14 protein-coding genes are annotated in these 16,128 nt (G+C 58.8%); 3 read left to right on the top strand and 11 right to left on the bottom strand.

The genetic code is table 11. From position 1 onward, the window contains the following. Positions 1 to 10: 10 nt before the first annotated feature. Positions 11 to 1,258 (top strand): glycosyltransferase family 4 protein, encoded by a 1,248-nt coding sequence (locus CRO62_RS16425; RefSeq protein WP_179784551.1) that lies wholly within the window; start codon positions 11 to 13, stop codon positions 1,256 to 1,258. Then, on the top strand, positions 1,255 to 2,406 hold the full coding sequence (locus CRO62_RS16430) for a glycosyltransferase family protein (protein ID WP_097100906.1): 1,152 nt from the start codon (positions 1,255 to 1,257) through the stop codon (positions 2,404 to 2,406). Before CRO62_RS16425 ends, CRO62_RS16430 begins: the two co-directional genes overlap by 4 nt. Here the strand turns inward: CRO62_RS16430 and CRO62_RS16435 are convergent. From CRO62_RS16435 to CRO62_RS16460, 6 genes are all read right to left on the bottom strand, one after another. Then, positions 2,372 to 3,112: a copper homeostasis protein CutC gene (locus CRO62_RS16435; RefSeq protein ID WP_097100907.1), complete on the bottom strand. Its 741-nt coding sequence runs from the start codon at positions 3,110 to 3,112 to the stop codon at positions 2,372 to 2,374. The two genes, CRO62_RS16430 and CRO62_RS16435, sit on opposite strands and share 35 nt — an antisense overlap. Before the next feature lie 79 nt (positions 3,113 to 3,191). Then, complete coding sequence (locus CRO62_RS16440; protein WP_097100908.1) at positions 3,192 to 4,397, bottom strand: MFS transporter; 1,206 nt, start codon at positions 4,395 to 4,397, stop codon at positions 3,192 to 3,194. A 62-nt stretch (positions 4,398 to 4,459) separates the two neighbouring features. Further along, entirely contained in the window at positions 4,460 to 5,893 is a 1,434-nt protein-coding gene (locus tag CRO62_RS16445; RefSeq protein ID WP_097100909.1) for a M81 family metallopeptidase, read from the bottom strand. Between the two features lie 12 nt (positions 5,894 to 5,905). Continuing rightward, entirely contained in the window at positions 5,906 to 7,825 is a 1,920-nt protein-coding gene (locus CRO62_RS16450; RefSeq protein ID WP_097100910.1) for a beta-N-acetylhexosaminidase, read from the bottom strand. Between the two features lie 42 nt (positions 7,826 to 7,867). Continuing rightward, the gene (locus CRO62_RS16455) at positions 7,868 to 8,650 is read right to left on the bottom strand and encodes an SDR family oxidoreductase (protein ID WP_003516784.1); all 783 of its coding nucleotides are present in this window, start codon (positions 8,648 to 8,650) and stop codon (positions 7,868 to 7,870) included. Between the two features lie 116 nt (positions 8,651 to 8,766). Further along, positions 8,767 to 9,630, bottom strand: a complete 864-nt coding sequence (locus tag CRO62_RS16460; RefSeq protein WP_003516783.1) for a MurR/RpiR family transcriptional regulator — start codon at positions 9,628 to 9,630, stop codon at positions 8,767 to 8,769. 243 nt (positions 9,631 to 9,873) lie between these two features. On the opposite strand from CRO62_RS16460, the gene CRO62_RS16465 reads away from it, so the two are divergent. Further along, the gene (locus tag CRO62_RS16465) at positions 9,874 to 10,359 is read left to right on the top strand and encodes a hypothetical protein (RefSeq protein WP_097100911.1); all 486 of its coding nucleotides are present in this window, start codon (positions 9,874 to 9,876) and stop codon (positions 10,357 to 10,359) included. Between the two features lie 146 nt (positions 10,360 to 10,505). On the opposite strand, the gene CRO62_RS16470 is transcribed toward CRO62_RS16465, so the two are convergent. The 5 genes from CRO62_RS16470 to CRO62_RS16490 all read right to left on the bottom strand — a co-directional run bounded on the left by CRO62_RS16470 (position 10,506) and on the right by CRO62_RS16490 (position 16,009). Further along, positions 10,506 to 11,618, bottom strand: coding sequence for an ABC transporter ATP-binding protein (locus CRO62_RS16470; protein ID WP_003516776.1), 1,113 nt, complete (start codon positions 11,616 to 11,618; stop codon positions 10,506 to 10,508). A gap of 185 nt (positions 11,619 to 11,803) precedes the next feature. Then, complete coding sequence (locus tag CRO62_RS16475) at positions 11,804 to 13,036, bottom strand: ABC transporter substrate-binding protein (protein ID WP_003504912.1); 1,233 nt, start codon at positions 13,034 to 13,036, stop codon at positions 11,804 to 11,806. A 40-nt stretch (positions 13,037 to 13,076) separates the two neighbouring features. After that, positions 13,077 to 13,934 (bottom strand): carbohydrate ABC transporter permease, encoded by an 858-nt coding sequence (locus CRO62_RS16480; protein WP_003516772.1) that lies wholly within the window; start codon positions 13,932 to 13,934, stop codon positions 13,077 to 13,079. After that, positions 13,931 to 14,815 (bottom strand): carbohydrate ABC transporter permease, encoded by an 885-nt coding sequence (locus CRO62_RS16485; RefSeq protein WP_003516771.1) that lies wholly within the window; start codon positions 14,813 to 14,815, stop codon positions 13,931 to 13,933. The genes CRO62_RS16480 and CRO62_RS16485 overlap by 4 nt, the downstream gene beginning before the upstream one ends. 12 nt (positions 14,816 to 14,827) lie before the next feature. Then, positions 14,828 to 16,009: a Gfo/Idh/MocA family protein gene (locus tag CRO62_RS16490; protein ID WP_097100912.1), complete on the bottom strand. Its 1,182-nt coding sequence runs from the start codon at positions 16,007 to 16,009 to the stop codon at positions 14,828 to 14,830. Positions 16,010 to 16,128 lie beyond the last annotated feature (119 nt).

Raw genomic sequence — 16,128 nt, forward strand, 5'->3', positions numbered from 1 at the left:
CACGCGCAACGTGACCGACACAAAAAAAATCGTGGTGCTCCTCAAGGGCTATCCGCGCCTGTCCGAAACTTTCATCGCCCAGGAACTTCTGGGGCTTGAAAAGGCTGGCCTTACGCTGGAACTCATGTCCATGCGCCGCCCGACGGATAAAAAACGCCACCCCGTTCACGATGAAATCCGCGCACCCGTGACCTACCTGCCGGAATATCTGCATGAGGAGCCCATCCGCGTGCTGAAGGCTCTGTGGGCATGCCGCAAAAAGCCAGGCTTCACCAAGGCGCTGCGTCGGTTTTTCAGCGATCTGCCGCATGATCTCAGCCGCAACCGCTTCCGCCGTTTCGGGCAGGCGGCCGTGCTGGCGCACGAATGGCCTGTAGATGCCGGGTGGCTCCATGTTCACTTCATCCACACACCCGCCTCGGTCGCCGCCTATACCCATCTTATCACCGGCACGCCCTGGACGATTTCGGCCCACGCCAAGGATATCTGGACCTCCAGCGACCGGGACCTTGCTGCAAAGCTGGAAAGCGCCCGCTGGGCCGTGACCTGCACCGCAAGCGGCTTTCAGCATCTTCGCACCCTTTCCGGCGTCAAACAGAATGTGCATTTGAGCTATCACGGTCTTGATCTCACCCGCTTCCCGCATTTCGACACGCCGCGTCCGCAAAGAGATGGATCGGACGCTCATGATCCGGTCAGGATTTTGAGTGTCGGACGCGCGGTCAAGAAAAAGGGTATCGACATTCTGTTGCAGGCTTTGGCCTCGCTTCCACAGGACATCCATTGGCGTTTCACCCATATCGGTGGCGGCGACGAACTTGCCGGGTTGAAAAAACTCGCCGACGAGCTTGGCATCGCCGACAGGATCGTCTGGACCGGCGCCATGGACCAGAAACAGGTGCTGGAGAATTACCGCGAGGCCGACCTCTTCGCCCTTGCCTGCCGCATCACCAGCGATGGTGACCGCGACGGTCTTCCCAATGTGCTGGTCGAGGCCGCCAGCCAGGCGCTGACCTGCATTTCCACCAATATATCAGGCATTCCGGAATTCTTCGTGGACGGTGAAAACGGCCTGCTGACGGAGCCCGAAAATCCGGTTGCCTTCGCCGAGGCTCTGCGCACGGCGATTACCGATCCGCAATTGCGTGAGCGTCTGGGTAGTGCGGCGGAAAACCGTGTGCGAACCGCCTTCGACAACCGCACCAGCATTGCCGAGTTGAAGACGCTGTTCGAAACCGAGTGGGAAAAAACGCCATGACCGATACGGAAAAGCGCCCTTCCGTTTTCTTCTACGTCCAGCACCTTCTGGGCATCGGCCATATCGCCCGCGCCAGCCGCGTTGCCAATGCCCTTCAGGCTGATGGTTTCGATGTCGTTCTGGTGACAGGCGGCACCCCGGTTCCGGGCTTCCCGGGCGAAGGCATCCGCCATGTCGAATTGCCGCCAATCGCCGTCAGCGATGGCAGCTTTTCCGGCCTTGTCGACAGTTCCGGCAAACCGGTCGATGACGACTTCAAAAAGCTTCGAACGGATATGCTGATCGGCGCCTATCACGGTGCAAAGCCGGATATCGTCATCATAGAGGCCTTCCCCTTTGGCCGCAGGCAGGTACGTTTCGAATTGCTGCCGCTTCTGGACGAGATCGAGGAGAGTGAACCGCGCCCGCTCGTCATGACGTCGCTGCGCGATATTCTGCAGGAAAAAACCAAACCCGGCCGGGACGAAGAAACCGTGTCGCTGGTGAAGAAACATTTCGACGCGGTGCTGGTCCACGGAGATCCGGATTTCGTCCGGCTGGAGGAGACCTTTCCCCTTGCCGGCGAAATCAGCCAGCGCGTTGTCTATACCGGCCTCGTCGCGCCGCTGCCATCGCCGGAACCGGCGGAAAAGTTCGATATCGTCGTTTCCGCTGGCGGGGGTGCCGTTGGTGCAGCCCTTATCCGGGCCGCACTTGAGGCATCGCCTCTGCTGGAAGAGATCAAAAGCTGGTGCCTCATAACCGGCCCCAACATGCCGCAGGCAGATTTCGATGCGATCTCGGCGCAGGCGCCCGAAAATGTGTCCATCTTCCGCTTCCGCAGGGATTTCGCAAGCCTGCTTGCCGGCGCGCGGCTTTCGGTTTCGCAGGCCGGTTACAACACCGTCTGCGATATTCTACAGGCGAAATGCCGCTCGCTTCTGATCCCGTTTGCGGCCGATGGCGAAACGGAACAGAGCGCCCGCGCCGAAAGGCTGGCGCGGCTGGGACTGGCACAGGTTCTGGAAGAGAAGGATATCTCTGCGCAATCCATGGCCGATGCCATCAGGGCGGCATTGGCCCTGCCGGGACCGGACGTGATCCACCTCGATCTCGATGGCGCCGCAGGAACGGCTAGAGCTTTGCGCCGCCTTTTTGATGAGCGGTGAGGATCGCCTTTAATTCTCGAACGGCCTCTTCATCCGTGCCTTTGCGCCCCGCGCCGGTGAAACCGAGTTTCGCCACCCGGCTTTCCGGATCGTAAAACGGAATGGCGGAACAGGATGCGTGGATCTCCGTAATGGGAAAGCGGTCCAGCAATGTCTGCACGACTGGTGGACGCACCCCGGCCCCCGGCATGATGATAATCCGCCCGGCGGCAAGCTCGGATAATCGCGCCAAGGTCTCGATGCCCTCAAGGGCCGAACGCGCGCCCCCGGAGGTCAGAATTCTCGGGAAACCCAGCGCGATAGCGGCCTCCAAGGCCTCATCCATGTCGGGAACAACGTCGATCGCCCGGTGCAGCGTCATATCCAGCCCGTCGGCGTGGCGGCGCAGCTCTTCGAGCAGGGGAATATCAAGCGAGCCATCGCCAAGCGAGGCACCGAGCACCACGCCGGAAAGCCCCGCCGCGCGCGCCGCATCGATATCGCGTTTCATCACATCGGCTTCGTCGCGCGTGAACACGAAATCCCCGGCGCGCGGCCTGATCATTACGCTCACCGGCAGGGCGTAGGCCGCCGCCCGGTGCATGAAACCCGCAGACGGCGTCACACCGCCACCGGACAATGCCGCGCAGAGTTCTATTCGGTCGGCCCCACCCCTGACCGCCGCTTCCAGACCGGCCACGTCGTCCACGCAAATCTCGAGAATCATCGTAACCTCTTTCTTTTGAATGTGCCGTGTTTTCGCGCCGGCTTATCCGAAAACCGCCCACACTTTTCGGTCTGACGCTCTACCTGCGGCGGCCCTTCCCATCAAGCGCGTAGAGCATGTAAACGCCGCCGAGACCCACAACCGCTCCCAGGATTGAAGTGCCTGAATAGCTCGTGACGAGCGTGCCGACGGCAAAAATCAGCGCACCCAAACCCGCGCCGAGGAAGATGTTGACGGCAATCAGCGAGCTTCCTAGCCCCGGCCGATCCGCAATCAGCTCCTGCAGATAGGTGATCGGGATACTGATGATGGCGGCTGCGCCGAGCGCGCTGATCAAGGTCTGCGCGTAGATATGCCAAGGTGCCGTCGCGAGACCCTGCAGGATGAGGTAGATGGCATAAAGCCCCGCTCCCGCCGCAAGGGTCAGCGTTTGCGGCACCTTTTTTTCGATCCAGCCCCACAGCAGAATGAAGACGATTTCCAGCGCGGCAACGATGCCTGCGACGATACCGATATCCGCGACCGTCCCCTTTGCCTGACCCGTTATGATGAGTGAGCGGATGGAATCATTGAGATGCAGCATCGAGCAGATGAGCGCGATGGCGATGATCCGCAGCAGCACCCGTCGCTCCCCGATTTCCGCAAGTGAAGCGCGGACACCGAAGCGTGCCTGCGTGTTCACCGATGCCGGCGTGGCCGTGCGCGGCAGGCAAAAGGCCACAAGCAGAAAGCAGATAAGCGCGCAGATGCCTGAAAACAGGAAAGCCATCAGCATATTGCCGGAGTTTACCAGAAAAATACCGACGATGCCCGGCACCAGCACCCATGAAAGCGAAATCGTGGCCCGCATGATCGAATTCACGGCGATCATGTCGCCCGTCGAAAGATTGCGGGCATCGGCGCGCACATGCGCGAAAATCAGAGAGTTCATCGCCCCGAAAATCGGCAGGAGCAGCAGCTTTGCGGTCACGAAGGCGGTGGCATTACCAACGAGATAAACCAGCAGATAGCCGCTGACGCCGAAAAGCGCGATGAGCAGCATGGGTTTGCGATATTCGCCGAGCCGGTCTGCAACAATGCCCATCAGCACGCTGGCGCTGACATTGATGATGGCGGCAAACAGCATCAGCAGGGAATAGACGGTATTGCTGAGCCCGATTTCGCGAATGCCGATCACCGCCTGATAGGGGGCGGTAGCTGCATTCGAAAAACCGAAGAACAGGATGGCGAGCGCCCCGATGCGGATCGACGGATTGTTGAAAACGATGGAAAGAGCCGACGGCATGAAGGTTCGCCTGAGATGATCCGGCACGGCCGGATCGCTGAATGAATGCTATCGAACCGCTGTCATCGCCAGCGGGCCGAAAGGATGGGTTTCGGGATATAGTTGAAATGCGGTTTCCATGGGTAAAAATCGCCATCCCGGCGGCGATTGGGGAGGTTTTCGATATCCTGATTGATAACCCCCTCCGTCAACGCCATGAGATTGGGATTGGCGATGGGCGCAAGCTCCGGCGAAAGATAACCTGACTTGACGACCAGCAGCCTTACCGCCTTCGGATCGAAGCCCAGACGGGTGAAATCCGCGATCATGTGATAGGGCCTGCGCCTTGCAGCCAGAATGACGGTAATGCCATCGATGACGACTACCGCCTGCCGCTGATCGGAAGCACCTGGATCGTCCAGTTTCAGGACCTTGGCTTCGACAGTGATGGACGGGCTTTCCGGGTCGAGACTGCCGCCAATCTTCAGGGAAAGCGCCGCACCCTCACCCGCCGCAAAACAGGCCTCGACCGCCGGCTTGTCGGTGATGCCGCCGATCAACACACCCTGCCAATTGCGCGCAACCAACGCCGCCAGAACATCGGCGCGATCGCCCACCCCGCCGCCGGTCGGATTGTCGCCGGAATCCGCCAGAATGATCGGCCCGGTTGTTGTTTTTTCCGCAATATCCATGATGACCTCGAGCGGTTCGGTCACGGGGCCGAAACGGAAATCCTGACGGGCATTCCAGTAGGATTGCGCAATCTCCGAGGCGACCGCCTGCGCGGCCTCTCTTTCCGTCCCGGTCACGACAGCGCAGGCCGTAGCCCTTGGTTCGTCGGCCCAGACGTAACCGATCATGAAATTCGCATCCCATATGCCGGGCCGCGCATCGTAGTCCGGCAGAACGGCATAAAGGCTTTTTGCGGGTTCATCTTCCGTGGATGTCTTTTCGCCCGGCAGCAGAACGGGGATTTTCGCCCAGGCCACACCGGGCTTCTCGCCCGTTCTCAAGGCCTTGAGCAGCATCGTCCACGCCCGCACCATTGTTTCACGCACGTCGATATGCGGCGCTGTTCGGTAGCCGGCGAAAATATCCAGCTGGTCGATGATCGTCTGGCTGACATTGCCATGCAGGTCGTAGCTGGCGGAAATGATCACATCCGGCCCAACTACGGCGCGGGCGCTGGAAATCCAGTCCCCTTCCGCATCGTCCATTCCCTCGACATTCATCGCGCCATGCATGGCGAGATAAAGCCCGTCGAGCGGCAGGCAAGCCTTGAGACGCTCCAAGAATTCCTGCTTGAACGCATCATAGGCCGCACGCGATACCGGACCACCCGGCACCGCCCGCGCATGCAGAAGCGGCAACACCTCCGCCCCGCCTTCGTCGAGGAAATTGAAATACTCGGCTTCCAGTAACTCCGCGCCGCGAAAGACGCGAAAATCTTCCTGACGCATCAGCACCGGCGAATAGGTGCTGCATTCGGTATGAATTCCACCAACGGCAATACGCATCTCGCCTTCCTCTCAATAGACCGGGCTCAAGCGGACGATGGCGGAGAAACGCAGCCAGTCCTTCTGCGCTTTCGGCGTCCACGCCGCCTCGGCAATGGCGGGCAGCCTCGGGAAAACCAGATGGTTGAAATAGGCGCGATTGAGGAAATGCTCGGACCAGATGCAGGCCTGAACGCCTTTCATTCGCTCCTTCAATTCCTCGGGAAACTCACCGACTGCCTCGTAAGCATATGTGTGCGACGGCGGAACAGTGCCGGCCCAGCTTGCGCCCGGCTCCTGCCAGGCTTCATCCTGCACCATGTCGAGATAATAGGCCTGTCCCGGCGTCATCACCACGTCGTAGCCCTGCTTTGCAAGCTCAAGGCCAACTTCCGGCTTCTGCCAGGCCATCAGCAATGTTCCCGAGGGATCGACGCCGCCGCCATGCGAAACTTCGTCCCAGCCGGCAAGCTGGCGGCCGCGCTCATGCAGCATCCCCTGAATACGTTTCATGAAATAGGACTGAATGCCGAAGGTGCCGTCGAGGCCTTCCTTTTCCATCAACGACTTGGCAAGCGGCGAGGCAAGCCAGGAGCCATCTGCTACCTCGTCGCCGCCGATATGGATCAGCCGCGAGGGGAAAAGCTCCACCATCTCGTCGAATATCTTGCCAAGGAATTCATAGGTCGGCTCGATGGCGGGATTGAGCGCATTGTTGGGATAGCCCTGTACGGAGCGATAGCTGTCCGGCGCTTCCTGCCCATCCGTCAGCTCCGGATAGGCAACGAGAGCCGCCGTGCTGTGGCCGGGAATATCGACCTCCGGCACGATTTCGATGTTCAGTGCCGCCGCATGCGCGACGACCATGCGAACATCATCCTGCGTGTAATAACCGGAAACCGGCTCCGCCCCATTGCCGAGCTGCGGCAGAAGCGGCGCATCCGGCCCCCGCGTCGCGCCGACGGTCGTCAGCAGCGGGTAAGCCTTGATTTCGAGACGCCATGCCTCGTCATCCGTCAGGTGCCAATGGAACCGGTTCATGCGCAGCCATGCAAGAATGTCGATAAGCCGCACGACATCACCGGTCGGATAGAATTGTCGCGAGACATCCAGATGGCAACCGCGCCAGCTGTAACGCGGCGCATCGGCGATGGTGCCTGAAACCGGGAAACGGAATTTCGTATCGGTGCGCGCGCCGTGCAGCAATTGCGCGAGAACGGTCAGGCCGTATTGCAGACCTGCAGCGGCCGAATATTCCACGACGACGGCGTCATCAGAGAAAGACAGGCGATAACCTTCAGCTTCCAGACCGCTATGTTGCTTGAAACGAAGCGGTTTGCCCTCATGAACAGGCGCGAGGCTGAAAGGCACGTGACCAACGGCAAAAAGCCTGCGGAACAGCGACGAAACAGTCTCCACCGCAAGCACTTCTTCCTTGCCTGCCTCTTCCGTCGGGAAGAGTGCGACGGGGAAGCCGTCGCCCGGCACGGCATCGATTTCGGCAGGCCAGGGCTGGATGGCGAAGGGCAGATCGAGTTTTCCTTCGGGAAGCAGGGCGGGCGCCGGCTCGCTATGGCGCCCATCCAGCATCAGGTCAGCGACATCGACCGCGCGATGTGTGCCGTCGGCAAGGCTGATATAGGCGGATTTCGCACCGTCTGTGCGATGGCGGGCAGGCCTGAGCAGGCCGTCAACGGTGAAACGCCACGATTTCCCGGCTTCGAGCACGAAACCCGGTGGCGGCGCAAATTCATGGAAATTGGCATTGCGGCGCAGATAAACGGCATTGCCGCAAACGGGCTTGTCGATGGTCCGCGTCAGCGACGTATAGACGATCCGGAAATCCTTCACCGGCTCGCTGGAAAGATTGAACAGGGTGAAGGTGAAGCCACCCGATGCGGAATCTTCGAGCGGATGCCATGAGTTTTCGAGACGATATTGTGCGAGCGCCATGATGCTCCCCTTTATTGTGCTTCAAGCCCGAGAGGACTTCGGTCAGTAGTGTTCGGATTGTGAGAAAGTGCGGGCGAGCGGCGCCTGCCCTGCCGTCAGGCCGCAATCGACCGGCAGGCACACGCCGCTGATGGCCGCTGCCTGTGGGCCGGCCAGAAAAGCGACGGCGTTGGCGACATCCTCAGGCCTCACGATGCGCTGCAACGGATACCAGTGCTTCGCTTCCTCGAAGACCTGAGGATTGACCGCTGCCCGCGCTTCCCAAGCCTGCGTACGCACGGTTCCCGGAGCAACAGCATTGGAACGGATGCCGAATTTTCCGTATTCGACAGCGATCAGCTTCGTCAGATGGATCAAGCCTGCCTTTGCCGCGCTATAGGCGGGATGGCCGAACACAGCCATGCCGTTGACGGAGGTGATATTGATGACAGACCCTTGCGTGCGCTTAAGCGCGTCCTCGAAAGCCCTGAAGCAGAGAAACGGTGCTTCCAAGTTAAGGGCATTGTCCTTGCGCCATATCTCTGCGGTCGTGTCGTGCAGGCTGACGGCCCTTGCAGCACCAGCATTGTTGACGAGGGTCGCGACATCACCCAGCTCCGCAACCTCCAAGGCCAGCCTTGCAAGATCCTGCGGATCGGTGACGTCGCAGGTTTTCGAAACGAAGGCGGAACCGGAAAGCAGGGAAAGCGCATTGGAAAGGGCATCGGGATCGATATCGACCAACACCACCTTCGCGTGGCTTTCAGAAAGCGCCGCGGCAATTGCCCGGCCGATGTCGCCCGCCGCGCCCGTTACGACGGCGACTTGGTCTTTCCTGTCCTGCATGTCATGCTACTCCTTCGAAGCTTTCCAGAGCGGGTTTTGAGGTCAAGCCGCTCTACATCTTTGTTTTTACGCATTTTCCGGGCGTGAAACCGCTACGCGGGCTCACTGGAAATGCTCTAGTCACCCAGCAATTGCCGGTCATCCGGATCGCGATGCTCCACAAGCTGCTGCTTGATGTGCCGCAGGGTCACCATCGACCGCTGCCGATGGTGATAGGCAGCTAGCGTCGCCAGAACATCAACCGCCGCCAGATAGGCATAACGCGATGATGTTGGGCGGAAGATATTGTTTCCCTCAGGCACGTTGACGGCCACCACCATATCGGCGGCCAAGGCGACGGGCGTATCGCTCTGGGTGAGCGCGATGGTGGTAACCCCCATTTCCCGCGCCAGCCTGAAGCACTTCACCAACTCCATGTTGCGGCCGGAAAAGGAGGATCCGATGATGACGTCTTCCTTCCGCGCAGCGGCAGTCATCATCAATTGCATGCTGTGGTCGGCGCTGGTCGAAACGCGCAGGCCAAGGCGAAACAGCCGGTTCTGGATTTCCGAGGCGATCATCGAGGAATTGCCACCGGCTCCAAACGCGTAGATCATGCCGCTATTGGCAATCCGGACGGCCGCTTCGTCGGCGAGGGCGGGATCGAGCGTCTTGTGCAGCAGGAAAAGCGCCTCCTGCGCCTTGGCAAGCACCTCCTCGGCGACATCCGACGGGCCCGTGCTGGTCGGTTCCGAGGTGAGGTAGCGGATGCCGACATAAGCGGTCTTGGCAAGGCTGACCTTGAAATCCGAAAAGCTCTGGCAACCCAGACGGCGGCAGAACCGCGTCACAGTTGGCGGGGAAACCTCGGCGCGGGCGGCAAGCTCGATGATCGATGCATTGACCGCAAACTCGAAGTCCGAAACCAGGATATCGGCGATCCGCCGCTCCGATTGCGAGAACTGTCCCCTGTCGTCTTGAATCTTTGCGAAAATATCCATGCTCACCGGTCTCCGTTCCGCCAAAACTTAAGGCTTGGCCGCGTTTCCGATGCACCCTAATCCGAGACGCCCGTCAACCGTACACACCCATGAATCGACCATGTTTCGCCCCGTTGACGACACGCCGGACACCTTTGATTTGAAAATTATTTTCTCTGTTGATTGCAAGATGAGCATATGCCAACAATATTCGCCAGAGAAATATCCAAATCTTGAAAATAATTTCAACAACGGACCTGAATCATGCGCGACCCATTCAAAAATCCCTTTCTCGAAACAGACGTCGCCCGCCACTCCATCTGGGACATGCTGGTAACGCGGGATATCGACGCCTTCCTCACCGCCGACTGGTCGAAAGTCGCGGATGATTTCGTAAAGGACGGCTTTCTCGGCATCAACGCCAACCGGGATGCAAACCCGGACAACTGGCGCCTGTCCTTCCCCTCGCTTGACGCCTATCGCGACGAATGGCTGCGACAGGCGCAGGATTTCCAGACCCAGCAATTCGCTGAAGACCCGCGCAATGCGATCTTCACCACCACCACGCTGGAAGAAATCGAAGTGGAAGGGGAGACCGCGCTGGTTCGCAAGAAGTTCGACGGCGGGATTCGCAAGGCCGACGGCAGCTTCGACGTCATGAAATGGCAGACGCTCTATTATTGCCGACTGCATGAGGGCCGCTGGAAAATCAGCGGTTTCACCGGATACATGCCCAATCCCATGCCGTGATCCAGCGGACCTGCCAGATCGTGTTGAACGCCGGGCCGAAAGCCCGGCGTTGTTTTTTCGTCTGGAAGACGAAGACCGCTGAAAACCGATAGCGTCACAGAAAACCGGGCATGGTGAGACAGATTTCATGGCCCGGTTCCCGCCCTTTATTGTATCAGTTTGAGGACAGAAAGATCGACACGCCGTTCGAGCGATGTGCCGCTTTCATCGAACAGATGGCAATCCGACGCCTTGATACCGGTGACGATGGTTTCATCGACGACAACAGGCGCAGAACCGGAAAGAAGCGCGCAATAATTTTCACCAGTGGGCGCGACGCCATAAGCGATCGTATTCACACCCAGCCGCTCGATAACGCTGGGCGCGACCTTGATATTCAGGTCGGCCGTTTCGAGACCGGTGTGTTCGGGGCGAATGCCGAGCGTCAGTTGCGTGCCTTCAAGACCGGCGCGCGGCTCCACCGGCACGGTGATTGTCTGGCCCTCATACTCCACGGTCACACCATCGGCGCTGACGGATTTGCAGGTGACCTTCAGGAAATTCATTTTCGGATTGCCGATGAAACCGGCGACGAACAGGTTTGCGGGCTTGTGGTAAAGTTCCAGCGGCGCGCCGACCTGGGAGATTTCACCCGCATTCAGCACCACGATGCGGTCGGCCATGGTCATGGCTTCCACCTGGTCATGCGTCACATAGATCATCGTCGCCTTCAGCGTGCGATGCAGATTGGTGAGCTCGATACGCATGTCGGCGCGAAGTGCAGCGTCAAGGTTGGAGAGCGGTTCGTCGAACAGGAAGATCTTCGGCTCGCGAACGATGGCGCGGCCGATCGCTACACGCTGGCGCTGGCCACCGGACAACATGCCGGGACGCTGCTGCAGGCGCTGGTCGAGTTGCAGGATCTTGGCGACGGCCTCGACCTTTTCCTTGATCTTGCCCTCTTCCATCTTTTCGACGCGGAGGGGAAAAGCGATGTTTTCAAAAACCGTCATATGCGGATAGAGCGCATAGGACTGGAACACCATGGCGATGCCGCGTCTTACCGGCGGCAAGTCATTGACCTTCACGCCGTTGATGACGATGTCGCCGGCGGAAATATCCTCAAGGCCGGCGATCATGCGCAGCAATGTGGATTTACCGCATCCCGAGGGGCCGACAAAAACGACGAACTCGCCATCCCTGATGTCGAGCTGAACGCCCTTGATGACTTCGAAATGTCCATAGTTCTTGCGGACGTTGTTGAGATAAAGCTGACCCAAAACTTGCCTCTCCCGTCACCAGCCGACATCAGGCTGCGTTCAGAGACGTTCCGCGACACGGGAAAATCGCGCCTTATCGGAACCGTTGAAACACACGAGAAGCTCCTGCCGTCATAGCGGCGGGTATTCTCGCAACGAATTATGAGGTTGCGGGCGACCTGCGCCCGCAACCGTATAAATGTGGATTACTTGTACTGCTCGAGAGCGGCAGAGGCCTTCTTTGCGGCATCTTCCGGTGTCGCCTTGCCGGTAACGACAGACTGCACCATCTCAATCATCGTGTCCTGGAAGCCCTTGTAGTCAGTGAAGAGCGGCTCGGGACCGCCATAGGCGATACCGTCGATCAGAGGCTTCCAGAAGGGGTCCTTGGCGATGAACTCATCAACCTTCGGCGACGGACGAAGCGGGGTCAGGCCAGCGCCGCCCTGCAGTTCGTATTCGCCCTGCGGGCCGGGAGAGGTGATGAACTTGGCGAATTCGGTCGCCTTTTCTTCGACACCGGTTCCCTTGAAGATCGCGAGGCTGTCGGTGATGAGCAGCGTGCCGGGACCCTTGGCTTCAGGGCCGAGCGGCAGGGTTGCGATACCCCAGTTGATCTTGGTTTCCTGCAGGCGGGTTGCAGCACCCGATCCCGCCTGGATCATGCCAACCTTGCCATCGAGGAAGATGGCGCGGATTTCGTTCTGCTCGTAGGCCGTCGGACCTTCGACGGAGTAAGGCGTGATGTCCTTGTAGGCCTTCAGAGCTGCAAGAACCTGCGGGCTGTCGACGGTGATCTTGTCGCCGTCGATGACCTTGCCGTTATTGGTGTAAACCCAGTGCATGAACTGGTGCATGGTGTTGTCGAAGGTCTTGGCGGGCAGACCATAACCGGCGACGCCGGTCTTTTCCTTGATCTGCTTGGCAAAGGCGATCTCTTCAGCCCAGGTCTTCGGCGGCACTTCCGGATCGAGACCGGCCTGCTTGAAGAGGTCCTTGTTCCAATAGAGCGCCTTGGTCGAGAAGGCGACCGGCACGCCCCACTGCGTATCCTCGAAGGTAACCGTGTCGACGATGTTAGGGTAATAGGTCTTCTTTTCGTCTTCAGTCATCGGCACCGGAACAATGAGGTCGTTCTGGGCGAACTGCTTCAGCGTGCGCGAACCGACATAGGCCATGGCGACCGGAGTGCCGGCGGCAGCGAGCGTGGTTGCCTTGTCCTGGCACTGCGCCCAGCCGACGACTTCAGGAACGACCTTGTATCCGGCATTCTTGCCTTCCCATTCCTTGATGTATTTTTCATGGATGGGGTCCATCTTGTCGCCGCAATAGATCCAGCTGATCTCCTTGTCGGCGGCGTGTGCCGCCACCGTGCCAAGGGCAGTGGAACCGGCAAATGCGAAGGCGCAAAGCGCCAATCCGTAATGTTTCAGTGCCATAGATAGTCTCCCGTTTTCTGGTGGTCGTTCCTATTGTTGATTATTTCACCGCGCCGGCGGTAAGCCCGCTGACGAGATAGCGTTGCATGAAGAAGATGACGACCATGGCCGGCGCAATGCCGACGAAGCTGGCCGCCATCAACTCATTCCAGACGACTTCCTGACGACCGAAATAGGCAAACAGGCCGATGGGCAGCGGCATATATTCGGTCTTGGAATTGAAGGTGAGCGCGAAGATGAACTGCTGCGCATAAGCACCGATGAAGGTGGTGATGGACACGACGGCGATGCCAGGCATCGCAAGCGGCAGGATCACCCGGCGGAAGGTATAGAAATAGCTCGCGCCGTCCACATAGGCCGCCTCTTCCAGTTCGCGCGGAATACGCAGCATGTAGGTCCGCAAAAGCCAGATGGCGGTGGGGATCAAAAAGGCGGCGCCGGGAATGATCATCGCCAGATAGGTGTTCAGCACGCCCATATTGCGCATCAGCCGGTAAAGCGGGATCAGAAGCACCGCACCGGAGAACATGTTGATCGCCAGAAACGCGCCGAGCAATTGCCCGCGACCGCGAAACTGGAACCGCGCGAAAGCATAGGACGCCGGCACCACCAGAAGCAGAACGATGATCGTCGATATCGTCGAGATGAAGAAGGAGTTGAAGACGTAGCGGGCAAAGCCGGGAACGCTGACCCACATGGTCCGATAAGCTTCGAAGGAGCCGTTTTCCGGCCAAAACTTATACGGTGACGAAAAAAGCAGGCTGAGCGGTTTCAGCGAAACCAGAAACCCTTCCACAAACGGCGCCAGCACGAAGGTCAGGAATACGGCGATGCCGCAATAAATCCCGACGATCTCATACCACCTGTAACGGTTGATCATCGCATTTTTGTCGGTCATCGGCTGGTCTCCTGCGAGATACGGCTGGTGATGCGGAAGTAGAAGTAGGTGAATATGGACAGGAAGATGCAGATCAGCACCGCACGCGCTGCGCCCTCACCGTATTTGTAGGAACCGATCGCCGTCTTGTAGGTGTCGATGATCATGGTCGTCGTCTGGCCCGTCGGTCCGCCCTGTGTCAGGATCCAGATAATGTCGAAAGAATTGAAGGTCGAAATCAGCGAGATCATCGACATGGTGATCATGGCCGGCAGCATCAGCGGCAACGTGATGCGGCGGAAGCGGTAGGTGCGGCTGGCGCCGTCGGTCCAGGCTGCCTCGTAAAGATCCTGCGGAATGGCCTGAATTGCCGCCAGCAGATAAAGCGTCACCATCGGCACGCCGATCCATACGTCGGTGATGATGGTCGCCCAGAAAGCCGTGCTGCCATAGGCGAGGAAGGCGACTGGACCGTCCACCAGGCCAAGATTCTGGAGAACACCGGAAATCATGCCGAACTGACCGTTATACATCCAGCCCCACATGAAGATGCCGATAGCCATCGGCACGATCCATGGCGGCATCGTCAGGATGCGAAACAGGGCCCGACCGGGAACGGCCGAATTCAGCAACACCGCACCGAAGGTGCCGATGATCATCTTTATCGAGACGGAAAAGAACGTCCAGATAAAGGTCCGCGTGATGACCCCGGCGAAAGTCTCGTTGAAGATCTTCTCGTAATTGATGAAACCCACCCAGTTCGTCGTCTTTTTCAACGACGCGTCCGTGAAGGACAGGATGAATGTATCGACGAGCGGATAAGCAACAATAACAGTGATGTATAAAAGCGCTGGCAAAAGAAGAAGCCAGGCAAAGATGACCGCGCTGCGTTTCGCATCCATCGCAGCGCCCCCTTAAGCCGATTTCACAGCGGGCGACTTCAACTGCCCGTGGAGCGCCAGATCATATTCCTCCCACACCGGCTTGAGATCGACCACCTTGCGGCCATGGCGCGCTTCGTCCATGGCGAGCGCCAGAATACCGGCCTCGATCGCATCGAGCGCGGAAACCGGCAGGGGCGCCCCCTTGACGACATGGTTGATCACGTCCTCGGCCATCTGCTCATCCGCGCCATAATGCTGGGAGAGCACGGTTGCCGCCGAATAGGTCTTGGCAACGGTCTTTTCGTTGGTGCGGGCATTGTGCACGTTCAGGAAGCCGCGCACGAAATCGCCCTCGGCCATGCCCTTGGCGCCGATGACGCAGAAACGGCGGAAATCGTCGGGAACGTTCAGATTGGTATGGAAGGCGAGCGATGCGCCATTTTCATATTCGACGATCGCGGTCTGGTAGTCGATGATATCGCCGTCGCTGTCGAAAACCTTGTCGGAACCCATCCAGCCGCTCGGCTTGCGATGGTAGACTTCCATGTCGTTGATGCCGTCATTATGCGGAGCATTTGCAGGCGTGAAGCTCTTGCGCCCGCCAAAGCTCGACACGAAACGCGGCCGGGCACCCACCACGCCATTATAGAGATCGAGGTCGTGGCAGCATTTTTCCAGCATGAAGGAGCCGGAATAGTTCTCGTAACGCCGCCAGTCGCGCATGAAGAACGCGCCATGATAGGGCGGGATATGTTCCGAAGCCTCGATGGAGACGACGTCACCCAGCTTGCCTTCGGCCTGCGCAGCACGCAGATCGCGGTAAAGCGGCGAGTAACGCAGGACCAGACCGACCAGCAGCCGCTCATGTCCATGCTTGTTGAGCAACCGGGCGAGTTCGAGGCTTTCCTCGATGCTGACGACGATGGGTTTTTCGGAGAAGATGGTGCAACCGGCTTCAAGCCCGATGCGGATATGCTCCAGATGCATATGGTTCGGTGAGCCGATCATCAAAAGGTCGAATGTCTCGCCGGCGATCAGCGCCTCGGGGCTTTCATAGGCCTTGCCAGCCGAAATGCCCTTTTCCTCAAGACCCGGCAGACCGGCCGGGGCAGGATCGACATAACCGACGATCTCGAAATCCTTGTCGATCTCGTGAAAAACGTAGCCCAGATAACCGAGACGGAATCCGAGTCCGATAATTCCCACCTTCATGAACTTTGTTCCCTGTTCATTCGTAATTCATTTTCGCAGAAGCAACCATTTCTGTGCTGGTTATTCTGATATCTGCGATAATTTTCCGCCACGATGAAATTAATTTTCATAACGGTCAA

This window comes from Rhizobium sp. AN6A (genome assembly GCF_900215635.1).
Lineage (GTDB): Bacteria > Pseudomonadota > Alphaproteobacteria > Rhizobiales > Rhizobiaceae > Agrobacterium > Agrobacterium tumefaciens.